This is a genomic window from Erwinia sp. Eh17-17, from assembly GCF_039675725.1.
GTDB lineage: Bacteria > Pseudomonadota > Gammaproteobacteria > Enterobacterales > Enterobacteriaceae > Erwinia.
In genome coordinates, this window is sequence record NZ_JBDFQT010000012.1 from 1 (window position 1) to 22,819 (window position 22,819).

At 54.7% G+C, this 22,819-nt stretch carries 20 protein-coding genes and 2 tRNA genes; 16 read left to right on the forward strand and 6 right to left on the reverse strand.

The genetic code is table 11. The features are described from left to right. Positions 1–49 precede the first annotated feature (49 nt). Both ABEH87_RS20085 and ABEH87_RS20090 read left to right on the forward strand, forming a co-directional pair. Positions 50–126 (forward strand) — tRNA-Asp (locus ABEH87_RS20085). 7 nt (positions 127–133) lie between these two features. Further along, positions 134–209, forward strand: a tRNA-Trp gene (locus ABEH87_RS20090). Between the two features lie 131 nt (positions 210–340). Here ABEH87_RS20090 and hdfR read toward each other — a convergent pair. Next, complete coding sequence (gene hdfR / locus ABEH87_RS20095; protein WP_346578999.1) at positions 341–1,168, reverse strand: HTH-type transcriptional regulator HdfR; 828 nt, start codon at positions 1,166–1,168, stop codon at positions 341–343. Between the two features lie 121 nt (positions 1,169–1,289). On the opposite strand from hdfR, the gene ABEH87_RS20100 reads away from it, so the two are divergent. Beyond that, on the forward strand, positions 1,290–1,628 hold the full coding sequence (locus ABEH87_RS20100) for a DUF413 domain-containing protein (RefSeq protein ID WP_346579001.1): 339 nt from the start codon (positions 1,290–1,292) through the stop codon (positions 1,626–1,628). Between the two features lie 33 nt (positions 1,629–1,661). On the opposite strand, the gene ABEH87_RS20105 is transcribed toward ABEH87_RS20100, so the two are convergent. Beyond that, entirely contained in the window at positions 1,662–3,182 is a 1,521-nt protein-coding gene (locus ABEH87_RS20105; protein WP_346579002.1) for a YifB family Mg chelatase-like AAA ATPase, read from the reverse strand. Between the two features lie 341 nt (positions 3,183–3,523). Between ABEH87_RS20105 and ilvL the strand changes: the two genes are divergently transcribed. From ilvL to ilvA, 6 genes are all read left to right on the forward strand, one after another. Beyond that, on the forward strand, positions 3,524–3,622 hold the full coding sequence (gene ilvL, locus ABEH87_RS20110) for an ilv operon leader peptide (RefSeq protein WP_346579003.1): 99 nt from the start codon (positions 3,524–3,526) through the stop codon (positions 3,620–3,622). A gap of 140 nt (positions 3,623–3,762) precedes the next feature. Continuing rightward, positions 3,763–5,409 (forward strand): acetolactate synthase 2 catalytic subunit, encoded by a 1,647-nt coding sequence (gene ilvG, locus ABEH87_RS20115; protein WP_346579005.1) that lies wholly within the window; start codon positions 3,763–3,765, stop codon positions 5,407–5,409. Next, the gene (gene ilvM / locus ABEH87_RS20120) at positions 5,406–5,663 is read left to right on the forward strand and encodes an acetolactate synthase 2 small subunit (RefSeq protein ID WP_346579006.1); all 258 of its coding nucleotides are present in this window, start codon (positions 5,406–5,408) and stop codon (positions 5,661–5,663) included. The genes ilvG and ilvM overlap by 4 nt, the downstream gene beginning before the upstream one ends. A gap of 18 nt (positions 5,664–5,681) precedes the next feature. Beyond that, on the forward strand, positions 5,682–6,608 hold the full coding sequence (locus tag ABEH87_RS20125) for a branched-chain amino acid transaminase (RefSeq protein WP_048914336.1): 927 nt from the start codon (positions 5,682–5,684) through the stop codon (positions 6,606–6,608). Positions 6,609–6,672: 64 nt separating this feature from the next. After that, entirely contained in the window at positions 6,673–8,523 is a 1,851-nt protein-coding gene (ilvD, locus tag ABEH87_RS20130) for a dihydroxy-acid dehydratase (RefSeq protein ID WP_346579008.1), read from the forward strand. Positions 8,524–8,528: 5 nt separating this feature from the next. Then, entirely contained in the window at positions 8,529–10,073 is a 1,545-nt protein-coding gene (gene ilvA / locus ABEH87_RS20135) for a threonine ammonia-lyase, biosynthetic (RefSeq protein ID WP_346579009.1), read from the forward strand. Here the strand turns inward: ilvA and ilvY are convergent. Continuing rightward, on the reverse strand, positions 10,070–10,951 hold the full coding sequence (gene ilvY, locus ABEH87_RS20140; RefSeq protein ID WP_346579011.1) for an HTH-type transcriptional activator IlvY: 882 nt from the start codon (positions 10,949–10,951) through the stop codon (positions 10,070–10,072). The two genes, ilvA and ilvY, sit on opposite strands and share 4 nt — an antisense overlap. Positions 10,952–11,118: 167 nt before the next feature. Here ilvY and ilvC point away from each other — a divergent pair, with 167 nt between their 5' ends. Continuing rightward, on the forward strand, positions 11,119–12,597 hold the full coding sequence (gene ilvC, locus ABEH87_RS20145) for a ketol-acid reductoisomerase (RefSeq protein ID WP_346579013.1): 1,479 nt from the start codon (positions 11,119–11,121) through the stop codon (positions 12,595–12,597). A 66-nt stretch (positions 12,598–12,663) separates the two neighbouring features. On the opposite strand, the gene ppiC is transcribed toward ilvC, so the two are convergent. Then, complete coding sequence (gene ppiC, locus ABEH87_RS20150) at positions 12,664–12,945, reverse strand: peptidylprolyl isomerase PpiC (protein WP_346579015.1); 282 nt, start codon at positions 12,943–12,945, stop codon at positions 12,664–12,666. Positions 12,946–13,159: 214 nt separating this feature from the next. Here ppiC and ABEH87_RS20155 point away from each other — a divergent pair, with 214 nt between their 5' ends. Together ABEH87_RS20155 and rep are read left to right on the forward strand one after the other, a co-directional pair. Beyond that, positions 13,160–13,306, forward strand: coding sequence for a hypothetical protein (locus tag ABEH87_RS20155; RefSeq protein WP_346579017.1), 147 nt, complete (start codon positions 13,160–13,162; stop codon positions 13,304–13,306). A gap of 38 nt (positions 13,307–13,344) precedes the next feature. Beyond that, a complete protein-coding gene (gene rep / locus ABEH87_RS20160; protein ID WP_346579019.1) occupies positions 13,345–15,363 on the forward strand; it encodes a DNA helicase Rep in 2,019 nt (672 codons plus the stop codon). Between the two features lie 139 nt (positions 15,364–15,502). On the opposite strand, the gene gppA is transcribed toward rep, so the two are convergent. Together gppA and rhlB are read right to left on the reverse strand one after the other, a co-directional pair. Beyond that, on the reverse strand, positions 15,503–16,987 hold the full coding sequence (gppA, locus tag ABEH87_RS20165) for a guanosine-5'-triphosphate,3'-diphosphate diphosphatase (RefSeq protein WP_346579021.1): 1,485 nt from the start codon (positions 16,985–16,987) through the stop codon (positions 15,503–15,505). A 6-nt stretch (positions 16,988–16,993) separates the two neighbouring features. Next, positions 16,994–18,286, reverse strand: a complete 1,293-nt coding sequence (rhlB, locus tag ABEH87_RS20170) for an ATP-dependent RNA helicase RhlB (protein ID WP_346579023.1) — start codon at positions 18,284–18,286, stop codon at positions 16,994–16,996. 129 nt (positions 18,287–18,415) lie between these two features. Between rhlB and trxA the strand changes: the two genes are divergently transcribed. The 4 genes from trxA (at position 18,416) to wzzE (ending at position 22,812) form a co-directional block, all read left to right on the forward strand. After that, positions 18,416–18,745, forward strand: coding sequence for a thioredoxin TrxA (gene trxA, locus ABEH87_RS20175; protein ID WP_346579024.1), 330 nt, complete (start codon positions 18,416–18,418; stop codon positions 18,743–18,745). Positions 18,746–19,106: 361 nt separating this feature from the next. Further along, on the forward strand, positions 19,107–20,366 hold the full coding sequence (gene rho / locus ABEH87_RS20180) for a transcription termination factor Rho (RefSeq protein ID WP_048914348.1): 1,260 nt from the start codon (positions 19,107–19,109) through the stop codon (positions 20,364–20,366). A gap of 283 nt (positions 20,367–20,649) precedes the next feature. Next, positions 20,650–21,753: a UDP-N-acetylglucosamine--undecaprenyl-phosphate N-acetylglucosaminephosphotransferase gene (gene wecA, locus ABEH87_RS20185; protein WP_346579026.1), complete on the forward strand. Its 1,104-nt coding sequence runs from the start codon at positions 20,650–20,652 to the stop codon at positions 21,751–21,753. A 30-nt stretch (positions 21,754–21,783) separates the two neighbouring features. Then, complete coding sequence (gene wzzE / locus ABEH87_RS20190; protein WP_346579027.1) at positions 21,784–22,812, forward strand: ECA polysaccharide chain length modulation protein; 1,029 nt, start codon at positions 21,784–21,786, stop codon at positions 22,810–22,812. Positions 22,813–22,819 lie beyond the last annotated feature (7 nt).

Below are 22,819 nucleotides of genomic sequence, written 5' to 3' on the forward strand. Positions count from 1 at the left end.
GGCGAAACACCTGAAGTCAGACGCAGTCTGAAGTCAGTACAGAATCGGTGGAGCGGTAGTTCAGTTGGTTAGAATACCTGCCTGTCACGCAGGGGGTCGCGGGTTCGAGCCCCGTCCGTTCCGCCACCCTTTTAGGGGCGTAGTTCAATTGGTAGAGCACCGGTCTCCAAAACCGGGTGTTGGGAGTTCGAGTCTCTCCGCCCCTGCCAAATAAAAACAATCCTTTGCTTCGGCAAAGGATTTTTTTTGTCTAAAATTCCTGTCTTTTATCCTCTTTATCTTCCTGAAAGTATAAAAAAGGACCAGCAAGCCGGTCCAGTTTGATGTTTATTTCACCGTATTACGCTCTGATATTCACCGGAAACTTAATTAATTGCCGGATATGTGCCTGCTGATCGCCGTTTTGTAACCACACCGCATACAGGGGTCTGGAGGCGACGGCAGTGTCAGGGATCACTAAAAGATCGCTGTATTCTTTACCCCAGACGTCAGGTAAAAAAGCACAGGCTCCGGTGGTATGCAGCAGCTGACGGGTTAAATGTGCTGAGGTTGTCGTCAGCACGGGAACGTCATCTGCCCCCGCCAGATAGCTTTCATGCTGGTGAAAATCAGCGCCCCACTCCAGCTTAATGTAGTCATATTTCTCCTTTTTCTCCGATTTTCGCGATCGGAATAGCGTCAGGGAAATATGACCAATTTGCTGACTGGTCAGCTCGTCCATTTTGGGGGCTTCCGTGGTAATCAGCAGGTCAAGCTGACGCTCATGCAGCTGCTTTACCAGCGAATGACGCTGTGCAATACGTGCTTCAAGATGCAGGCTCTCACGGTTCTCATACAGCGTCTGTAGCCACGGAGTCAGGTACGCCTCCCAAAGGGATGCACTGGCCCCAATCGACAGCTCATGATGCTGCTGAGTGTGTGCCACCTCTTTCTTCGCCATCAGCCACGTGCTCATCAGGCTCTCTGCATAGGGTAGCAGGCGCTCCCCGGCAGACGTCAGCCTGATGTTATTACGGTGGCGGGTAAACAGATTCACACCTAACTGCGTTTCAAGCTGTCTGATGCGAAAACTAACAGCAGATTGCGTGAGATAGAGTGCTTCCGCGGCACGTCCAAAGTGGCGGGTTCTGCTCACTTCAAGAAAGGTTTTCAGTAATTCCGTATCCACATCCATCTCCTAAAAAACATTTGTCGTTATGATTTAAATGTTTTGTTTTACACTCTGTCAAGCCTATCTAATACTCCGCGCCATAAATAGCACGGCCATAAAAGAGTTAGGAGCGTGTAAAATGGCGGAAAGCTTCGCAACAACGAATCGTTTTTTTGATAACAAACATTACCCTCGCGGGTTCTCCCGTCACGGTGATTTCACCATCAAAGAAGCCCAACTTCTTGAGCGTTATGGTTACGCTTTCAACGAGCTGGATCTGGCAAAGCGTGAGCCTGGCACGGAAGAAGAGCGTTTGTTCATTGAGGTGTGCCGCGGCGTGCGTGAACCGCAAACCGAGGCAGAAAAAGTCTGGTCAAAATACATGACCCGGATTAAACGTCCTAAGCGTTTTCATACCCTTTCCGGCGGCAAGCCGCAGATGGAAGGTGTTGAAGACTATACGGACAGTGAAGATTAAGAAAAAGGGGCTTCGGCCCCTTTCTCATTTGCACTAATCCAGGCTGTTATGCAGATGAATCAGCAGGCGGTCAATCCCACGGTAACTTACCGCTTCAGTCAAATGTTCCCGACCCACTGATGTTTCCCCCGCCAGATCGGCAATGGTACGCGCAACTTTGAGTATGCGTTGCCATGCACGCACTGACAGACCCAGTTTCAGCAGTACCTGTTCCAGCCATTCAGCATCCCCTGACGTTAGTGTACAGCATGCCTGGATTTCATGGTTGTTCATTCCGGCATTCACTTTCCCACAGCGCGCGAGCTGGCGCTCACGCGCGGCCAGTACGCGGGCACGTACCTGTTCACTTGACTCGCCGGTGCGCAACTGACCGCTTAGCATACCGGGAGGCAGCAACGGCACCTCAAGAGAAAGATCAAAGCGGTCGAGGAACGGGCCTGATAAACGGCTGAGATAGCGCAGTGTCTGCTGAGGCGAACTGCGGTTATGCGGCCCCTGGTAATGTCCTGTTGGACTGGGATTCATGGCGGCTATCAACTGGAAGCGCGCCGGATAGGTTATTTTCGCACGCGCACGGGAAATGCTGATTTCACCTGATTCAAGCGGTTCCCGCAGTGAGTCCAGCGCGCGGCGTTCAAATTCCGGCAGCTCATCAAGAAACAGTATCCCATTGTGCGCCAGCGAAATTTCTCCGGGCTTAGGTATCGAGCCGCCACCGACCAGTGCATATAGCGATGCGCTGTGATGAGGGGAACGAAACGGCCTCTGACGCCACTGACGGTGCAGATCGCCGCTACCCACCAGACTGGCTACGCTGGCGCTTTCCAGGGCCTCACGATCGCTTAGGGGAGGCATCAGACCACACAACCGCGATGCCAGCATCGTTTTCCCCGTTCCCGGCGGGCCGATCAGTAACAGGTTGTGCCCACCGGCTGCTGTAACCTCCAGCGCACGTTTAGCCTGCAGCTGGCCAATAATCTCGTTTAAATCTCCTGAAGCAGGGGGAATAGCCTGTTGCTGACACCGCCCTGTCGCCAGCTCTGCGGAACCGTGTAAGAAAGCACATACCTCCAGAAGCGTGGTGGCGACTAAACTTTCTCCGTGCAGCACAAGGCCGACGTCATTTTGATTATCGACAGAGAGAATCAGCTGCCGTCCGGCATCCAGCGCGGCGATGGCAGCAGGAATTGCGCCCTGGACGCTGCGTAGCGCGCCGGTCAGGGCCAACTCACCGAGGAATTCATACACCGGGAGTTTTCCCGCCGGGATCTGCTCTGAAGCGGCGAGAATGGCTACCGCGATAGGTAAGTCATACCTGCCGCCTTCTTTAGGCAGGTCAGCCGGGGCGAGGTTGACGGTAATACGCTTCGCGGGAAAAGTGAAACCACTATTGATAATGGCGCTGCGTACACGGTCGCGCGCCTCTTTAACGGTGGTCTCCGGAAGCCCGACCAGCGATAACGCAGGCAGGCCATTACTGATATGAACCTCAACGGACACCAGAGGTGCCTGCACGCCAAGTGCGGCGCGGGTGAAGGCGACAGATAGCGACATAAGACACTCCTTGTGACCACTACTCTGCGCTGGCGGTTTGAGGATAGCGAGTCAGCATCGGGAGATTTGCGTACTGCGCTGACAAGTTTTTCACCCGCTCAACAGTCAGCGACACCCTGTTGCGATCCGCCTCACTAAATTATGCTACATGGAAATAAATACTCACGGACCGTGATTGATGAAAAACATTCAATTTTTCCTTATTCACTGAATAACAATAATTTTTCCCAATATCGTGTACGCGCTCATAAAATAAAATGATGAAAAAAGTTGAATATAAACGGCTAACTGTGATAACTCTGTAGGCATTACTTCGAACAAGCGAATTATAAAGAATCCAGATGAAAGCCCTTCTACGAGTCATTAGCCTAATCGTCATTAACGTCGTCGTGATTATTATCACGCCGTGCGGGGCTACGCTCGGAGAAAGAAAGGCTTAAAAATCAAGCCTGATTTCGAAAGAACCCCCGCACCGAAAGGTCCGGGGGTTTTTTTTTGGCAAGGCATCAACGACAGAGGAACAGAATATGAACAGTAGCATAAAATGCTGTTGTTCCCAGCGAGAGGCGGGGGAATAACTATGAATGGTGCTCAGTGGGTGGTTCAAGCTTTGCGTGCACAGGGAGTTGAAACAGTTTTCGGCTACCCGGGTGGTGCAATCATGCCGGTCTATGACGCGCTCTACGACGGCGGTGTCGAACATCTACTGTGCCGCCACGAGCAGGGTGCCGCAATGGCCGCTATCGGCTTCGCCCGCGCCACCGGAAAAGTCGGTGTCTGTATTGCCACTTCCGGGCCGGGTGCCACTAACCTGATCACCGGGCTGGCCGATGCCATGCTCGACTCTGTCCCCATTGTTGCCATCACCGGCCAGGTCTCTTCAGCGGTGATGGGTACCGATGCCTTCCAGGAGATCGACGTCCTTGGTTTATCCCTGGCCTGCACCAAACATAGTTTCCTCGTTGAGTCCCTCGAAGAGTTACCGGTGGTGATGGCGGAAGCCTTCGCTATCGCCAAATCTGGTCGCCCCGGCCCGGTGCTGGTTGATATCCCTAAGGATATCCAGCTTGCCTGCGGCGATCTGGTGGCTCATCTGCTGCCGGTTGAACAGGAAGTGGCTCATCCACACGCTGAACTGCAACAGGCGCGCAGTCTGTTGGCACAGGCGAAGAAACCCATTCTCTACGTTGGCGGTGGTGTAGGCATGGCGGATGCCGTCCATGCGCTGCGGGCCTTTGCTAAGGAGACCGGGATCCCGACGGTTGCCACCCTGAAAGGGCTGGGAACGCCGGATGCCGAAGACGCCTGTTACCTCGGTATGCTGGGTATGCACGGCACAAAAGCCGCCAACCTGGCCGTACAGCAGTGTGACCTGCTGATTGCCGTGGGTGCCCGTTTTGACGATCGCGTTACCGGGAAGCTGGACACCTTCGCTCCCCATGCCAGCGTTATCCATCTTGATATCGACCCGGCCGAACTGCACAAACTGCGCCGTGCGCATGTGGGCCTGCAGGGCGAGCTTAACAAACTGCTGCCCGACCTGTACCAGCCGGTAGAGATTCAGGCCTGGCGTGAAGAAGTGAAAGCGCTGAAAGCCGCGGGCAGCTGGCGCTATGACCACCCCGGCGACGCCATCTTTGCCCCACTGTTCCTGAAACAGCTGTCAGACCGTAAACCGCAAAGTGCCGTGGTCACCACCGATGTTGGCCAGCACCAGATGTGGGCAGCCCAGCATATGAGCTTTAATCGTCCGGAAAACTTTATCACCTCCAGCGGGCTGGGCACGATGGGCTTCGGCCTGCCAGCCGCAGTGGGGGCACAGGTGGCCCGCCCGGATGACACGGTGATCTGCGTATCCGGCGATGGCTCGTTCATGATGAACGTGCAGGAGCTTGGCACCATCAAGCGTAAACAGCTGCCGGTCAAAATCGTTCTGCTGGATAACCAGCGTCTCGGCATGGTGCGCCAGTGGCAGCAGCTGTTCTTCGCCGAGCGTTACAGCGAAACCAATCTGTCCGATAACCCTGATTTCCTGATGCTGGCCCGTGCGTTTGATATCCCAGGCCAGCGCATTACCCGTAAAGACCAGGTCGACGCCGCATTAGACGCTTTGCTGCACAGTGAAGGGCCATACATGCTCCACGTCGCCATTGACGAGCTTGAGAACGTATGGCCTCTGGTGCCACCGGGTGCCAGCAACGAAAATATGATGGAGAAGACCTCATGAAACAGCATCAATTGTCTATCGAAGCACGCTTTCGCCCGGAAATACTGGAACGCATTTTACGCGTCGTGCGCCATCGTGGCTTCCAGGTGTGCGCGATGAACATGGCGTCCCTGGTGAACAGCGACAATATTAATATTGAGATGACCGTTGCCAGCCAGCGCTCCGTCGATTTACTGTCAACGCAGTTGAGTAAATTGATGGACGTGGCATGCGTTCAGATCCAACAACAAACAACACAACAAATCCGCGCATAAGCGCGCAAGGAAACAAGAATGACGAAGAAAGCAGACTTTATCTGGTTCAATGGCGAGATGGTTAAATGGGAAGACGCTAAGGTCAGCGTGATGTCCCATGCACTGCACTACGGTACTTCAGTCTTTGAAGGCGTACGCTGCTATGACTCGCATAAAGGACCAGTAGTCTTCCGCCATCGTGAACATATGCAGCGCCTGCGCGATTCTGCAAAAATCTACCGTTTCCCGGTCAGCCTGAGTGTTGATGAGTTGATGGAAGCCTGCCGCGCCACCCTGCGCAAAAACAACCTGAAAAGTGCCTATATCCGTCCATTAGTGTTCGTGGGTGATGTGGGCCTGGGTGTGAACCCGCCGGACGGCTACGAAACTGACGTGATCATTGCGGCCTTCCCGTGGGGCGCTTACCTCGGTGCTGAAGCGCTGGAGCAGGGGATTGATGCAATGGTCTCTTCATGGAATCGTGTTGCGCCAAACACCCTGCCAACCGCGGCGAAAGCGGGCGGTAACTACCTTTCTTCTCTGCTGGTCGGTAGCGAAGCGCGCCGCCACGGCTACCAGGAAGGTATCGCTCTGGATACCCAGGGTTACATCTCTGAAGGTGCCGGTGAGAACCTGTTTGAAGTGAAAGACGGCATTCTGTTCACACCGCCGTTCACCTCTTCCGCTCTGCCGGGGATTACCCGTGACGCCATCATCAAACTGGCGCAGGATATGGGGATTGAAGTGCGTGAGCAGGTGCTCTCGCGTGAGTCACTGTATCTGGCTGATGAAGTCTTCATGTCCGGTACTGCTGCTGAGATCACCCCGGTGCGTAGCGTTGACGGTATTCAGGTCGGTGCGGGCAAACGTGGCCCGGTTACCGAGCGCATTCAGTCTGCCTTCTTCGGCCTGTTCACCGGCGAGACGGAAGACAAATGGGGCTGGTTAGATCCGGTCAACCCATAACAAAATGACTTTTCGCGGGCGTCAGTTGACGCCCGCGCACTATCTGATTTCTGGAGTATAGAGTATGCCTAAGTACCGTTCCGCTACCACCACCCACGGGCGCAATATGGCCGGTGCCCGTGCCCTGTGGCGCGCCACAGGAATGACCGATGATGATTTCGGTAAGCCGATTATCGCCGTGGTTAACTCCTTTACCCAATTCGTGCCGGGCCACGTTCACCTGCGTGACCTGGGAAAGCTGGTTGCAGAAGAGATTGAAGCCTCAGGCGGCGTGGCAAAAGAGTTCAACACCATCGCTGTTGATGATGGCATCGCCATGGGCCACGGCGGGATGCTCTATTCTTTGCCGTCGCGTGAGCTGATCGCGGACTCCGTAGAGTACATGGTCAACGCACACTGTGCCGATGCGATGGTCTGTATCTCTAACTGTGACAAAATCACCCCAGGGATGCTGATGGCTGCGCTGCGCCTGAACATTCCGGTGATCTTCGTTTCCGGCGGCCCGATGGAAGCCGGTAAAACCAAGCTGTCCGACAAAATCATCAAGCTCGACCTGGTGGATGCGATGATCCAGGGGGCTAACCCCAACGTCAGCGATGCTGAGAGCGACCAGATTGAACGTTCAGCCTGCCCGACCTGTGGTTCCTGTTCCGGGATGTTCACCGCCAACTCGATGAACTGTCTGACCGAAGCTCTGGGTCTGTCGCAGCCGGGCAACGGCTCGCTGCTGGCCACCCACGCTGACCGTAAAGAGCTGTTCCTCAATGCGGGTCGTCGCATCGTTACCCTGACCAAGCGTTACTACGAGCAGGATGATGAAACGGCACTGCCGCGCAGCATCGCCAGTAAAGCCGCGTTTGAAAATGCCATTACGCTGGATATCGCGATGGGCGGCTCCACTAACACTGTTCTGCACCTGCTGGCTGCCGCTCAGGAAGGTGAAATCGATTTCGATATCTCCGACATTGATCGCCTGTCGCGCCTGGTTCCCCACCTGTGCAAAGTGGCGCCAAGCACGCAGAAATACCACATGGAAGACGTTCACCGTGCCGGTGGCGTGCTCGGGATCCTCGGCGAGCTGGATCGCGCCGGGCTGCTGGACAACAGCGTGCGCAACATCCTTGGCCTGAGTCTGCGTGAAACGCTGGACCAGTACGACATCATGCTGACCAAAGATGAAGCGGTGAAGAAGATGTTCCGCGCTGGCCCGGCAGGTATCCGTACCACTCAGGCGTTCTCACAGGATACCCGCTGGGACACGCTGGATGATGACCGTCAGGAAGGCTGCATTCGTTCACGCGAATTCGCCTTCAGTCAGGACGGCGGTCTGGCAGTGCTGTACGGCAACATTGCTGAAAACGGCTGTATCGTTAAAACGGCAGGCGTCGATGAAGGCAGCCTGGTGTTCAGCGGCCCGGCGAAAGTCTATGAAAGCCAGGACGATGCGGTCACCGCGATCCTCGGCGGCAAAGTGGTTGCCGGTGACGTGGTTGTCATCCGCTACGAAGGGCCTAAAGGCGGTCCCGGCATGCAGGAAATGCTTTATCCGACCACTTATCTGAAATCAATGGGCCTCGGCAAGGCCTGTGCGCTGATCACTGACGGGCGTTTCTCTGGTGGCACATCCGGGCTGTCAATCGGCCATGCTTCGCCGGAAGCGGCCAGCGGCGGCACCATCGCGCTGGTGAAAGATGGCGATATCATCAACATCGATATCCCGAAGCGTGGCATCCAGCTTGACGTGCCGGAAAATGAACTGGCTGCACGTCGCCTGGAAGAGGATGCACGCGGCGATCAGGCGTATACGCCGCACGGGCGTGAGCGTCAGGTGTCCTTTGCCCTGCGCGCTTATGCCACCCTGGCAACCAGCGCCGATAAAGGCGCCGTCCGTGATAAGAGTAAGCTGGGAGGCTAACAACTATGGCTGAGTCTCAACCGCTATCCGACCAACCAAGTGGTGCAGAGTATCTGCGCGCGGTGCTGCGCGCACCGGTATACGAGGCCGCACAGGTTACCCCGTTGCAGAAGATGGAGAAGATCTCTGCGCGTCTCGGCAATACTATTCTGGTGAAGCGCGAAGATCGCCAGCCGGTACACAGCTTTAAGCTGCGTGGAGCGTACGCGATGATTGCCGGGCTGAATACCGAACAGCGCGCGCGCGGCGTCGTCACCGCTTCGGCGGGGAACCATGCGCAGGGCGTGGCGCTGTCGGCCAGCAAGTTAGGGATTAAATCCCTGATTGTGATGCCGGTGGCAACGGCCGATATCAAGGTTGATGCGGTACGGGCGTTTGGTGGTGAGGCTTTGCTGTTTGGCGCTAACTTTGACGAAGCGAAAGCGAAAGCGCTCGAGCTGTCCGAGCAGCAGGGCTATACCTTCGTGCCGCCGTTCGACCACCCGATGGTGATCGCCGGGCAGGGTACGCTGGCGATGGAGCTGTTGCAGCAGGATGCGCATCTTGACCGCGTGTTCGTACCGGTGGGCGGCGGTGGGCTGGCGGCGGGGGTCGCGGTGCTGATCAAGCAGCTGATGCCGCAAATCAAAGTGATTGCGGTGGAAGCAGAAGACTCAGCCTGCCTGAAAGCGGCGCTGGATGCCGGCCATCCGGTCGATCTGGCGCGCGTCGGCGGGTTTGCTGAAGGCGTGGCGGTGAAGCGGATCGGTAGTGAAACTTTCCGCCTGTGCCAGGAGTACCTTGACGATATCGTCACTGTTGACAGTGATGCGATCTGTGCCGCGATGAAGGACCTGTTCGATGACGTGCGGGCGGTGGCGGAACCCTCCGGGGCACTGGCGCTGGCCGGGATGAAGAAGTATATCCAGCAGCACCAGATCCAGGGGGAGCGTCTGGCGCACGTGTTGTCGGGGGCTAACGTCAACTTCCACGGCCTGCGCTATGTCTCTGAGCGCTGCGAACTGGGTGAACAGCGTGAAGCGCTGCTGGCCGTCACGATCCCTGAGCAGCCGGGCAGCTTCCTGCGTTTCTGCCAGCTACTGGGCGGGCGTTCGGTCACCGAGTTTAATTACCGTTACGCCAACGCGGATGAAGCCTGCATTTTCGTCGGCGTACGCCTGACGCGCGGAATTGAAGAGCGCCACGAGATCCTGCAACTGCTGTCAGAAGGCGGTTATAAGGTGGTGGATCTTTCCGATGACGAAATGGCCAAGCTGCATGTGCGTTATATGGTCGGCGGGCGGCCGTCAAAACCGCTGCGTGAGCGCCTGTTCAGCTTTGAATTCCCGGAGGCTCCCGGCGCGCTGCTGCGTTTCCTGCAGACGCTGGGGACCCACTGGAATATCTCGCTGTTCCACTATCGCAGCCATGGTACAGACTACGGCCGCGTTCTCGCCGCGTTTGAACTGAGCGACAGTGAGCCGCAGTTCGAAGAGCATCTGACGGCGCTGGGTTATGATTTCCATGATGAAACCAAAAACCCGGCTTTTCGTTTCTTCCTCGCGGGTTAGAGTAACTTCCAGAACGCATCTATCAGCGGCTCAGTGAGCCGCTTTTTTTGTACGCAGACACCGAGTTCGAACGGTGCCACCATCTCAACATCTTCCAGTTCCAGAATACGGTTGCGGATTGGCTCCGGGCTGTTCTCCAGCACCACATCCGGCAGCAGGGCGATGCCACAGCCCAGCGCGACCATGGAGACAATCGCCTCGTGGCCGGAAACCGTGGCATAAATCTGCGGGTTAGCAATGTGACGATGACGGAACCAGAGGTCAATACGCCGCCGCGATGGCCCCTGAGCAGGCAGAATAAACGGGATCTGTGCCCAGTCCGGCTGCGGCTCTGTCGCCTGAGTCCGTACCGGGCAGGGCAATGCCGGGGCAATCAGTACCAGCGGAATCAACCCCAGCGGGGTGAAACCAATGGTGCCAGGCAGTGTTTCCGGCCGCCCGGCAATGGCAATATCGACCTCATTAGTCTGAACTTTTTCCACCGCGTCGGCGGCGTCACCGGTGGTTAATTTGATTTCGACCAGCGGATGTTCGGCGCGAAAGCGGTCGAGAATGGGCGGCAGGTGGCTGTAGGCAGCGGTCACCGAGCAGAACAGTTTCAGTTCTCCGCTGAGAGACGGGCCATTTTGCCCGATGGCGTGGCGCATCTGCTGGTACTGCAACAGCGTCTGCTGGGCGAACTGCCGCAGGCGTTCTCCGGCATCGGTCAGCGTGACGGTGCGGTTATCACGCAGAAACAGCGTCTGGCCGAGATCTTCTTCAAGCCGCTGGATCTGCCGCGAGAGCGTGGACGGGCTGACGTGCATCGCCCGTGCGCTGCGCCCGAAATGGCGGCTTTCAGCCAGATGGAGAAACAATTTCAGGTCACGCAGATCCATCAGAGTCGGGCCTCGTCAGTACGTTGCAAAAAGTGCAATGTCACGTTGTTAATATATCAATTTCAGCAACGCATTTCCTGTCATATGATAAGGTCTATTCAGGGGCTGGAAAGCATCCCCCCGGACAACAAACAATAATGCGAACACAACCTCATACGGAGTACCCCATGGCTAACTATTTCAACACTTTGAACCTGCGCAATCAGCTGGCGCAATTAGGCAAATGTCGCTTTATGGCTCGCGAAGAATTCGCCGATGAAGCCAGCTTCCTGAAAGGTAAAAAAGTCGTCATCGTTGGTTGTGGTGCTCAGGGCCTGAACCAGGGTCTGAACATGCGCGATTCTGGTCTGGACATTGCCTACGCTCTGCGCGCTGAAGCGATTGCCGAGAAACGTGCTTCATGGCGTAAAGCGACCGAAAATGGCTTCAAAGTGGGCACTTACGAAGAACTGATCCCGCAGGCTGACCTGGTGGTTAACCTGACGCCAGACAAGCAGCACACTTCAGTTGTACAGGCCGTTCAGCCGCTGATGAAAGACGGCGCGGCGCTGGGTTACTCTCACGGTTTCAACATTGTTGAAGTGGGCGAGCAGGTACGTAAAGACATCACCGTAGTGATGGTGGCACCGAAGTGTCCTGGTACTGAAGTGCGTGAAGAGTACAAACGCGGCTTCGGCGTACCAACGCTGATCGCAGTACACCCGGAAAACGACCCGAAAGGCGAGGGTATGGCGATTGCTAAAGCCTGGGCTGCGGCGACCGGCGGTCACCGTGCGGGCGTGCTGGAATCTTCCTTCGTTGCTGAAGTGAAATCTGACCTGATGGGTGAGCAGACTATCCTGTGCGGTATGTTACAGGCCGGCTCTCTGCTGTGTTTCGATAAGCTGGTGGCTGAAGGCACAGACGCGCCTTACGCAGAAAAACTGATTCAGTTCGGCTGGGAAACCATCACCGAAGCGCTGAAGCAGGGCGGCATCACTCTGATGATGGATCGCCTGTCTAACCCGGCTAAACTGCGTGCTTTCGCCCTGTCCGAGCAGCTGAAAACCATCATGGCGCCGCTGTTCCAGAAGCACATGGACGACATCATCTCCGGCGAGTTCTCTTCCGGTATGATGGCTGACTGGGCAAACGACGATAAAAAACTGCTGGGCTGGCGTGAAGAGACCGGTAAAACCGCGTTCGAAACTGCCGCACAGTTCGAAGGTAAAATTGCCGAGCAGGATTACTTTGACCAGGGCGTGGTGATGATCGCCATGGTAAAAGCGGGCGTTGAGCTGGCATTCGAAACCATGGTAGCGGCGGGCATTATTGAAGAGTCTGCTTACTACGAATCACTGCACGAGCTGCCGCTGATTGCCAACACCATCGCCCGTAAGCGTCTGTATGAAATGAACGTGGTGATCTCTGATACCGCTGAATACGGTAACTATCTGTTCTCTTACGCGGCAGTACCGCTGCTGAAAGAGTTCATGACCACGCTGCAGGCAGGCGATCTGGGCAAAGCGGTTAACACCGCAACGACCGTTGATAACGCGCAGCTGCGTGACGTGAACGAAGCGATTCGTCATCACGACATCGAAACGGTTGGCCGCAAACTGCGTGGCTACATGACCGATATGAAACGTATCGCTGTAGCGGGTTAATTTTCCATCAATCACGTAGGGGCGGATCAACGATCCGCCCGAATAAAGCGCCCTCAGGCGCTTTTTTTAATTACGGTATAACACCTTGATGATGTGGTAACCGAACTGGGTGTGCAGCGGACCCTGTGGCTCGATCAGCGGGCAGGAGAACACCACTTTATCGAATGCCGGTACCATTGCACCCTGTTTGAACTCGCCTAAATGGCCGCCTTTCTTGCCTGAAGGGCAGGTTGAGTGCTTCTTTGCCAGCTTCTCAAAATCTGCGCCCTGCTTCAGCTGCTCTAACAGATCGTTAGCCAGCGCTTCTTCTTTTACCAGAATGTGCAGTGCTGCTGCCATCTTCGCCATGTTGCTCTCCAAAATTGTTGTCAGTCAGGCCTGAGCCCGGATGGCGCCTACTATACCTGCTCATCGCGCCCGGTGCGAGACTGTCATTGGATGCTTTCCGGCGCGTTAACGCGGATTTTAGCCTGCGACATCACGTTCCTCTTTCTGCCTGTTTTACAGACCCGGCAACGTTCAGAAATGAGATGAAGAGAGTAAGCGTGATTACATCTTCTACGTGGCCGACAGCCGCTGTTGTGCCCAGACAATTGCTCAGGTGGTCGATCGTTTTGGTGGGCTGGCCACGCTGGTGATAGACGGCGGTGCGCATATTGTCGATTTACCTACGCTGAGCTTTTCCCCGCCACAGGAGGCGAAACTTTAGTTATACTGCCCGCCTGTTTCACTCCCGGAATCTTTTATATGCGTCTTAATCCTGGTCAGCAACACGCCGTCGAATTTGTTACCGGGCCATGCCTGGTACTGGCTGGTGCCGGTTCGGGTAAAACACGCGTGATCACCAACAAAATCGCTCACCTGATCCGCGAGTGCGGCTATCAGGCGCGCCATATCGCTGCGGTTACCTTTACCAATAAAGCATCGCGTGAGATGAAAGAGCGTGTGGCGCAAACGCTGGGGCGTAAAGAGGCGCGTGGGCTGATGATTTCAACCTTCCACACCCTGGGGCTGGAGATCATCAAGCGCGAGTACGCGGCGCTGGGAATGAAAGCGAAGTTTTCGCTGTTTGACGATCAGGATCAGCTGGCACTGTTGAAAGACCTGACCGAAGAGTGGCTGGAGAACGATAAAACCCTGCTGCAACAGCTGATCTCAACGATCTCCAACTGGAAGAACGATCTGATGGATCCGTCGCGTGCAGCGGCCGGGGCGTTGTCCGAACGCGATAAGCTGTTTGCCCACTGTTACGGGCTGTATGACAGGCATCTGAAGTCCTGCAACGTGCTGGATTTTGATGATTTAATCCTGCTGCCGACGCTGCTGTTCCAGCGCAATCTGGAAGTGCGCGAGCGCTGGCAGCAGAAAATCCGCTACCTGCTGGTGGACGAATATCAGGATACCAACACCAGCCAGTACGAGCTGGTCAAGCTGCTGGTAGGCAATCGCGCGCGTTTCACCGTTGTGGGGGATGACGATCAGTCCATCTACTCCTGGCGCGGAGCACGGCCGCAAAACCTGGTGCTGTTGCAGGAAGATTTTCCGGCGCTTCAGGTGATTAAGCTGGAGCAGAATTATCGCTCTTCGGAACGTATCCTGAAAGCGGCGAATATTTTAATCGCCAATAATCCACATGTGTTTGAAAAGCGTCTGTTCTCCGAGCTGGGCTACGGTGCTGAGCTGAAAGTGGTCACCGCAAACCATGAAGATCACGAGGCGGAGCGCGTCACCGGCGAGCTGATTGCCCATCACTTTATTAATAAAACGGGCTACAAAGATTACGCCATTCTCTATCGCGGTAACCATCAGTCGCGGGTGTTTGAAAAGATGCTGATGCAGAACCGCATCCCGTATCGTATCTCCGGCGGTACCTCATTTTTCTCACGCCCGGAGATCAAAGATCTGCTGGCTTACCTGCGTGTGCTGACCAATGCCGACGACGACAGCGCTTTTATGCGTATCGTCAATACGCCACGGCGTGAGATCGGTTCTGCCACGCTGCAGAAACTGGGCGACTGGGCCATGCAGCGCAATAAGAGTCTGTTCAACGCCAGTTTCGATATGGGACTGGAGCAGACGCTGACCGGGCGCGGGCTGGAGTCGCTCCAGCGCTTTACCACCTGGTTACAGGAGATTTCCCGGCTGGCCGAACGTGAACCGATAGCGGCGGTGCGTGATTTGATCCGCGGTATTGACTATGAGAGCTGGCTGTTTGAAACCTCGGCCAGCCCGAAAGCGGCAGAAATGCGCATGAAAAACGTCAATACCCTGTTCCAGTGGATGACGGAAATGCTGGAAGGCAGTGATATCGACGAGGCGATGACGCTTACCCAGGTCGTGACGCGTTTTACCCTGCGCGACATGATGGAGCGCGGCGAAAGTGATGAGGATTCAGACCAGGTGCAGTTGATGACGCTGCACGCTTCGAAAGGCCTGGAGTTCCCTTACGTCTTCCTGGTAGGAATGGAAGAAGGGCTGTTGCCGCATCAGAGCAGCATTGATGAAAACAACGTTGAGGAAGAGCGCCGTCTGGCCTACGTGGGCATTACGCGTGCGCAAAAAGAACTGACCTTTACCCTGTGCCGTGAGCGCCGTCAGTACGGTGAACTGATCCGCCCGGAACCGAGCCGTTTTCTGCTGGAGCTGCCGCAGGACGATTTAAAGTGGGAAAGCGAACGCAAGGTCGTTAGTGCGGAAGAGCGTATGCAAACCGGGCAAAGTCGCGTGGCCGGGCTGCGCGCCATGCTGGATAAAGCGAAGAAATAGAGTCGCGATGACTCGGTTAAAAATTGTAGCGAGCGACGGTCAGGCAAGGCAAAAATTTCACGGCAAAGCGGAGTTTACACTGAGTAAATGAGCATTTGACGTGAAATTTTTAACGCAGCATCACCGGGCGTAGTAGATTTTAATTTATGACTAAAGACCAGTGTACATAGCTCTGCCAGTGCGCTTCCTGCTCCAGCAGTTCGGCGCGCAGCGGATGGGTTTCCATCCAGCCTTGTGGCAGCGTCAGCGTCAGGTTGTCCTCATTCGCCAGTAAACGGACCGCAGGCAACTTGTCATCACGGCGGCGGCTGGCGAAAATAATCGCCAGGCGCAACAGGCGACACAGGCGCTCAGCCACGCGTGGAGGTACGGCATTTTGCTGGCTTAACAGCGCCAGATCGATGCCGTTCACCTGATTTTGCAGCAGCGTAGCCAGTAACTTTTTCTGTGCCGGGGTGAACCCCGGAAGATCAAGATGACGCACGAGATAGGCTGCATGCTGCGGTGCCTGACGGAAATCCACACTCAGGCCAATTTCGTGAATCAGACAGGCGCTTTCCAGCAGTTCGCGGCTGCGCTCGTCCAGTTTCCATACCTGGCTCACCTGGCGGGCGAAACTGTCTGCCAGCTGACAAACACGATCGGCCTGCTCAGGATCGATGGCGAAGCGCCGCTGGATGTTATGCAAGGTGCGGTTACGGATATCGCGATCCACCGGCAGGTGCAGCATGCCGTACACCAGACCTTCGCGCAGAGCGCCACCGGCCAGCGTCATGCTGGTGATATTCAGCTCGGTGAAAATAGCGATCAGAATCGACAGCCCGCTGGGGAACACTAACGCGCGTTCAAGAGTCAGCCCCTCGATTTCCAGCTCTTCCAGTTTACCGCACTGAATGGCGCGCTGTTTTAGCTGCTCAAGCTTGCTGAGCGTGATGCGCTCATCCATGCCCTGCGCCATCATGATTTCCTGCAGTGCCTGTACCGTGCCAGACGCCCCGACGCACACCTGCCAGCCCTGCTCACGTAATGTCCCGGCCACCGGACGGATCATCGCGCGTGCAGCCTGTTCAGCCTGCTCGAAGTTGGTTTTACCCAGATGACGGTCGGTGAAGTAGCGTTCCAGCCAGGTGACACAGCCCATCGACAGGCTGAACAGCGTGGTGGTTTGCGATCCCTTGCCGGTCACCAGCTCGGTGCTGCCGCCGCCGATATCCACCACCAGTCGCTTGTCAGAACCCCCGGTGGTGTGCGCAACACCCTGATAGATCAGGCGAGCTTCATCCTCACCGCTGATGACGTTCACCGGACAGCCGAGGATCTCCTGCGCTTTAATCAGGAAGTCACCGGCATTTGACGCAATGCGCAGGGTGGCGGTTGCCACCACACGGATCTGTTCGGGGGGGATATCCTGCAGCTGCTCGGAAAACAGCCGCAGACACTGCCAGCCTCGTTCCATTGCCTCATCGGAGAGATGATTATCGGCATCGAGACCGGCAGCAAGACGCACTTTCCGCTTGATGCGGGCAATGGTCTGAATACTGCCAGCCACTTCGCGCACCACCAACATATGAAAGCTGTTCGACCCTAAATCGATGGCAGCATAAAGTGATGATGCACTCAGCATGGCGGTTTAACCTGAACGTTTACGGTTAGGATTACGCGGCGCGCTGCTGCGGCGGTTATTATTTCCACCACGGCGCGGACCACTGCCAGAGCGGTTACGGGTCAAACGTTTCGGCGGTGGCAGATCGCTCATCAGCGCATCGCTGTTATAGCGGCTGACGGCAATACTGTGACCGATATACTCTTCGATGCCCGGCAGGTTCAGCGCGTACTCTTCACAGGCGAGGCTGATAGAGTGACCATTAGCGCCTGCACGACCGGTACGACCAATACGGTGAACGTAATCTTCGCAGTCATCCGGCAGGTCATAGTTGAACACGTGGGTCACTGCCGGAATGTGCAGTCCGCGTGCTGCGACGTCGGTTGCCACCAGGATATCAATATCACCCTTGGTGAAGTCATCGAGGATACGCAGGCGTTTTTTCTGAGCAACATCGCCAGTCAGCAAGCCGACACGGTGACCGTCTGCTGCCAGGTGACCCCATACATCTTCACAGCGGTGCTTGGTATTGGCGAAAATAATCGCGCGGTCAGGCCACTCTTCTTCCAGCAACGTTTGCAGCAAACGCATTTTTTCTTCGTTGGAAGGGTAGAACAGCTCTTCCTTAATACGGTGCCCGGTTTTTTGCTCCGGCTCGACTTCAACGTATTCGGCGTTGTTCATGTTCTCAAACGCCAGTTCACGTACGCGGAATGAAAGGGTGGCAGAGAACAGCATATTCAGGCGCTGGTTGGCGGCAGGCATGCGACGGAACAACCAGCGAATGTCTTTAATGAAGCCGAGATCGAACATACGGTCAGCTTCGTCGAGTACCACCACCTGGATGGCGCCTAAGTTGACGTGATTCTGTTTAGCGTAATCGATTAAACGGCCTGTGGTGCCGATCAGAACATCGACGCCGCTTTCAAGCACTTTCAGCTGTTTATCATAGCCATCGCCGCCATACGCCAGACCGAGTTTCAGTCCGGTGACCTGCGCCAGTGGTTCTGCATCAGCATGAATCTGCACCGCCAGTTCGCGCGTTGGCGCCAGGATCAGCGCGCGCGGTTGGTTAACCTGGCGACCTTCCGGTGCGGGGTGAGAAAGAAGATGATGGAACGTTGACGTCAGAAACGCCATCGTTTTGCCGGTACCGGTTTGCGCCTGACCTGCTACATCACGCCCGGAGAGCGTAAACGGTAATGCCAGCGCCTGGATAGGCGTGCAATTATGAAACCCTTTAGTTTCAAGGGCTTCAACAACCTGAGGGTGCAGGGCGAAGTCGGAAAACTTCTGTTCGGTTAAGTGTGTTTTGCTCATAGTGTGGTAGAATATCAGCTTACTATTGCTTTACGAAAGCTTATCCGGTGAAATAAAAGCAGTGAAATAAACTCAGCCTGATGCTGCTTAATGCAACAGCACAGGTAAAGATAATCCCCTGGAGTAAACATGAGCGATAAAATTGTTCACCTGACCGATGACAGCTTCGAAACCGACGTCCTGAAAGCAGAAGGTTTAACGCTGGTTGACTTCTGGGCAGAGTGGTGTGGTCCTTGTAAAATGATTGCGCCTATTCTTGATGAAGTCGCGACCGAATACGAAGGCAAACTGACCATTGCTAAACTGAACATTGATGAGAACCCGGCGACCGCACCAAAGTACGGTATTCGTGGTATTCCAACCCTTCTGTTGTTCAAAAATGGTGAAGTGGCCGCGACAAAAGTCGGCGCGCTCTCTAAAGGCCAGCTCAAAGAGTTCCTGAACGCGAACCTGGGCTAATCATGCCATGCCGTCGTCTTGCGGTTCGAATTTTTCGTTGACTGCTAGACGACCGGCATTAAGCGTGCTAAGTTGAATCTACTGCACGACGAACTTACCTGTAGTTTGAATCTTTAGAATTACTCCTTGTTGAACACAGTATTCATCTTAGTCTTACAGACGTTCAGCAATCTGACGGTTAGTATCAACTGATTTTCGGCTTCCTGTCCTTACCGTCTCCTCGTCTCAGATTTGCGTTATCTTGCACGTGATCATCGAGTTGACTTCGGAACCAGGAACCAATTAAACAGGCATGGATCTTTCGCCATACCATTCACGACAAACAGTTCAAGTTATACCCCGAGTTTAAGAACCCACCATTATGAATCTTACCGAATTAAAAAATACGCCGGTTTCTGACCTGATTACTCTCGGCGAAAATATGGGGCTGGAAAACCTGGCGCGCTTGCGCAAACAGGACATTATCTTCGCCATCCTCAAACAACACGCAAAAAGTGGCGAAGACATCTTCGGCGACGGCGTACTCGAGATATTGCAGGATGGATTTGGTTTCCTCCGCTCCGGAGACAGCTCCTACCTTGCCGGTCCCGATGATATCTACGTCTCTCCAAGCCAAATCCGCCGCTTCAACCTCCGCACAGGTGACTCCATCTCTGGCAAGATTCGACCGCCAAAAGAGGGTGAGCGTTACTTTGCGCTGTTAAAAGTTAACGAAGTTAACTACGACAAACCGGAAAATGCCCGTAATAAAATCCTGTTTGAAAACTTAACCCCACTGCATGCCAACTCACGTCTGCGCATGGAGCGTGGTAACGGTTCTACCGAAGATTTGACCGCCCGCGTGCTGGATCTGGCTTCGCCGATCGGTCGTGGCCAGCGTGGTCTGATCGTGGCTCCACCGAAAGCCGGTAAAACCATGCTGCTGCAAAATATCGCGCAGAGCATTGCTTACAACCATCCTGACTGTGTGCTGATGGTGCTGCTGATTGACGAGCGTCCGGAAGAAGTAACCGAGATGCAGCGTCTGGTTAAAGGTGAAGTGATTGCTTCCACCTTTGACGAACCGGCATCCCGCCACGTTCAGGTTGCTGAGATGGTGATCGAAAAAGCCAAGCGTCTGGTTGAACACAAGAAAGATGTGATCATCCTGCTGGACTCCATCACCCGTCTGGCGCGCGCCTACAACACCGTCGTACCTGCTTCTGGCAAGGTACTGACCGGTGGTGTGGATGCCAATGCCCTTCATCGTCCGAAGCGTTTCTTCGGTGCTGCGCGTAATGTGGAAGAGGGCGGAAGCCTGACCATTATCGCTACCGCACTGGTTGATACCGGTTCGAAGATGGATGAAGTGATCTACGAAGAGTTTAAAGGTACGGGTAACATGGAACTGCACCTGGCGCGTAAAATCGCTGAGAAACGTGTGTTCCCTGCTATTGACTACAACCGTTCCGGTACGCGTAAAGAAGAGCTGCTTACCACCTCGGAAGAGCTGCAGAAGATGTGGATCCTGCGCAAGATTATTCACCCAATGGGCGAAATCGACGCAATGGAATTCCTCATCAATAAACTGGCGATGACGAAAACCAATGATGAATTCTTCGACATGATGAAGCGTTCATAACGGAGTCATGGTTACAGTAAGACGATGATCTTACAGTTTTATGGCGTAACTTCCGTCAATAAACAGTACAAAACTCGGGTAACGCCACGCATAGTCGTGGCGTTTTTTGTTTCTGGCCTATAGGCTATCCTGATCTGGGAGAATGAACCTAAAGATCGGCACAGGGCAGGTAACAGGGAACCTGGTTTTGCTCGTCCTGATGAATAGAATCAGAATTATGTAATGTTATTGGCACAAAAATTGCTAATAAAATTACGCAATTCTTAGCAGAGAGCTGGATAATGTGAATTTACTCAATATGAGTACGGAACTTGGCCTGACTTTTTTATTTTCGTTAGTGTTTCTTTTCTTTGCACGTAAAGCGGCTAAAAAAGTTGGGCTGGTTGATAAACCCAACTATCGCAAACGCCATCAGGGGGCTATCCCGCTGGTAGGCGGTATCTCTGTTTTTGCTGGTAGCTGCTTTGCTTTTGCCCTAACGAATTTCTACATTCCCCATGCCTCGCTTTATCTGGGCTGCGCGGGCTGTCTGGTGCTGGTGGGGGCGCTCGATGACCGCTACGACATCAGCGTAAAATTGCGCGCCGTGGTTCAGGCGGGCGTTGCCGTTGTCATGATGGTCAAAGCAAAACTCTATTTACTCAGCCTCGGTTATATCTTTGGTCCGTGGGAACTGGTGGTGGGGCCATTTGGCTATGTCCTGACGCTGTTTGCCGTCTGGGCAGCGATCAATGCCTTTAATATGGTGGATGGTATTGACGGCCTGCTGGGGGGGTTATCCTGTGTGACGTTCATGGCTATGGGCGTAATTCTGCTGTTTGACGGGCAGAATAGCCTCGCCATGTGGTGCTTCACCATGATTGCCGTGATTGTGCCCTACATTCTGTTAAATCTTGGGGTCTTCGGTCGTCGCTATAAAGTCTTTATGGGCGATGCCGGCAGTACGCTAATTGGTTTTACCATTATCTGGATCCTGCTGGAAGCCACTCAGGGGCCAAGCCATCCGATCACGCCTGTCACGGCGCTGTGGCTGATTGCTATTCCGCTGATGGATATGGTTGCCATTATGTACCGCCGCCTTAGCAAGGGCATGAGCCCGTTCTCGGCTGACCGTCAGCATATCCACCATCTGATCATGCGTGCGGGCTTTACCTCGCGGCAGGCGTTTGTCCTGATTACTGCCGCGGCGGCCCTGCTGGCGATGGTCGGTGTGCTGGGTGAATACCTTTCATTTGTCCCTGAATGGGTGATGTTGTTCCTGTTCCTGCTGGCTTTCGTGCTGTACGGCTACTGCATTAAACGTGCCTGGCGTGTGGCTCGTATGATTAAACGGTTTAAACGCCGTCTGCGAAATAACAAAAATGACCGCAAATCTTCCACTGACTGATCGATGCCCTGACGACAAGGAAACAGATGTATGACCCATCCTGACGCCGCAGATAACGAGCTGGATATTCGTGGCCTTTGCTGCGCACTCTGGCGCGGTAAACTATGGATTATCTCTGGCGGTGCCCTTTTTGCACTGCTGGCCTGGATCTATTCGCTACTGGTGACGCCACAATGGAGCACGACAGCGATTGTCGACAGGCCGACAGTAAACATGCTGTCCGGTTTTTATTCCCAACAGCAGTTTCTCAATAATCTGGATATTCGTGCCGGTAGTCTGACGGTTGCCCCGCCGACGGTGATGGATGAAGCCTATCAGGAATTCATGATGCAGCTGTTTGCCTGGGATACGCGGCGGGATTTCTGGTTACAGACCGGTTATTACCAGCAGCGGAAAAGTGGCAATGCGGCTGAAGATGCGGCGCTACTGGATGAAATGATTGCCAACATCCAGTTTCAGCCCGCTGACAGCGCGAAAAATATTAATGATACCGTCAAGCTGGTGGCGGAAACCGCAGCCGATGCCAATGCCCTGCTGCGTCAGTATGTGGCGTTTGCTAACGCACGTGCGACCACCCATTTGAACGAAGAGCTTACCGCGGCCTGGGCGGCGCGCAGTATTCAATTGAAGGCGCAAATTAAGCGTCAGGAAGCCGTAGCCAAAGCGATTTACGATCGTCAAATCAACAGTATTGAGCAGGCGCTGAAAATTGCCCGGCAGCAGGGGTTTGAGCAGACGAAAACCCAGGTCCCTTCTGAACAGTTGCCTGACTCAGAGCTTTTCCTGTTAGGCAGGCCAATGCTGCAGGCGCGTCTGGAAACGCTGCGCGCTACCGGGCCAACTTACGATCTGGAATATGACCAGAACCGTGCGATGCAAACCACATTAAATGTTGGTCCGACGCTGGTGAAATCTTTCCAGACCTGGCGTTACCTGCGTACGCCGGAAGAACCGGTAAAACGTGACAGTCCGCGCCGTGTACTACTGATGATTATGTGGGGCACGATTGGCGTGCTGCTGGGTGCAGGGATAGCGCTGGTGCGACGATCCCGCCGATAAATCTGCG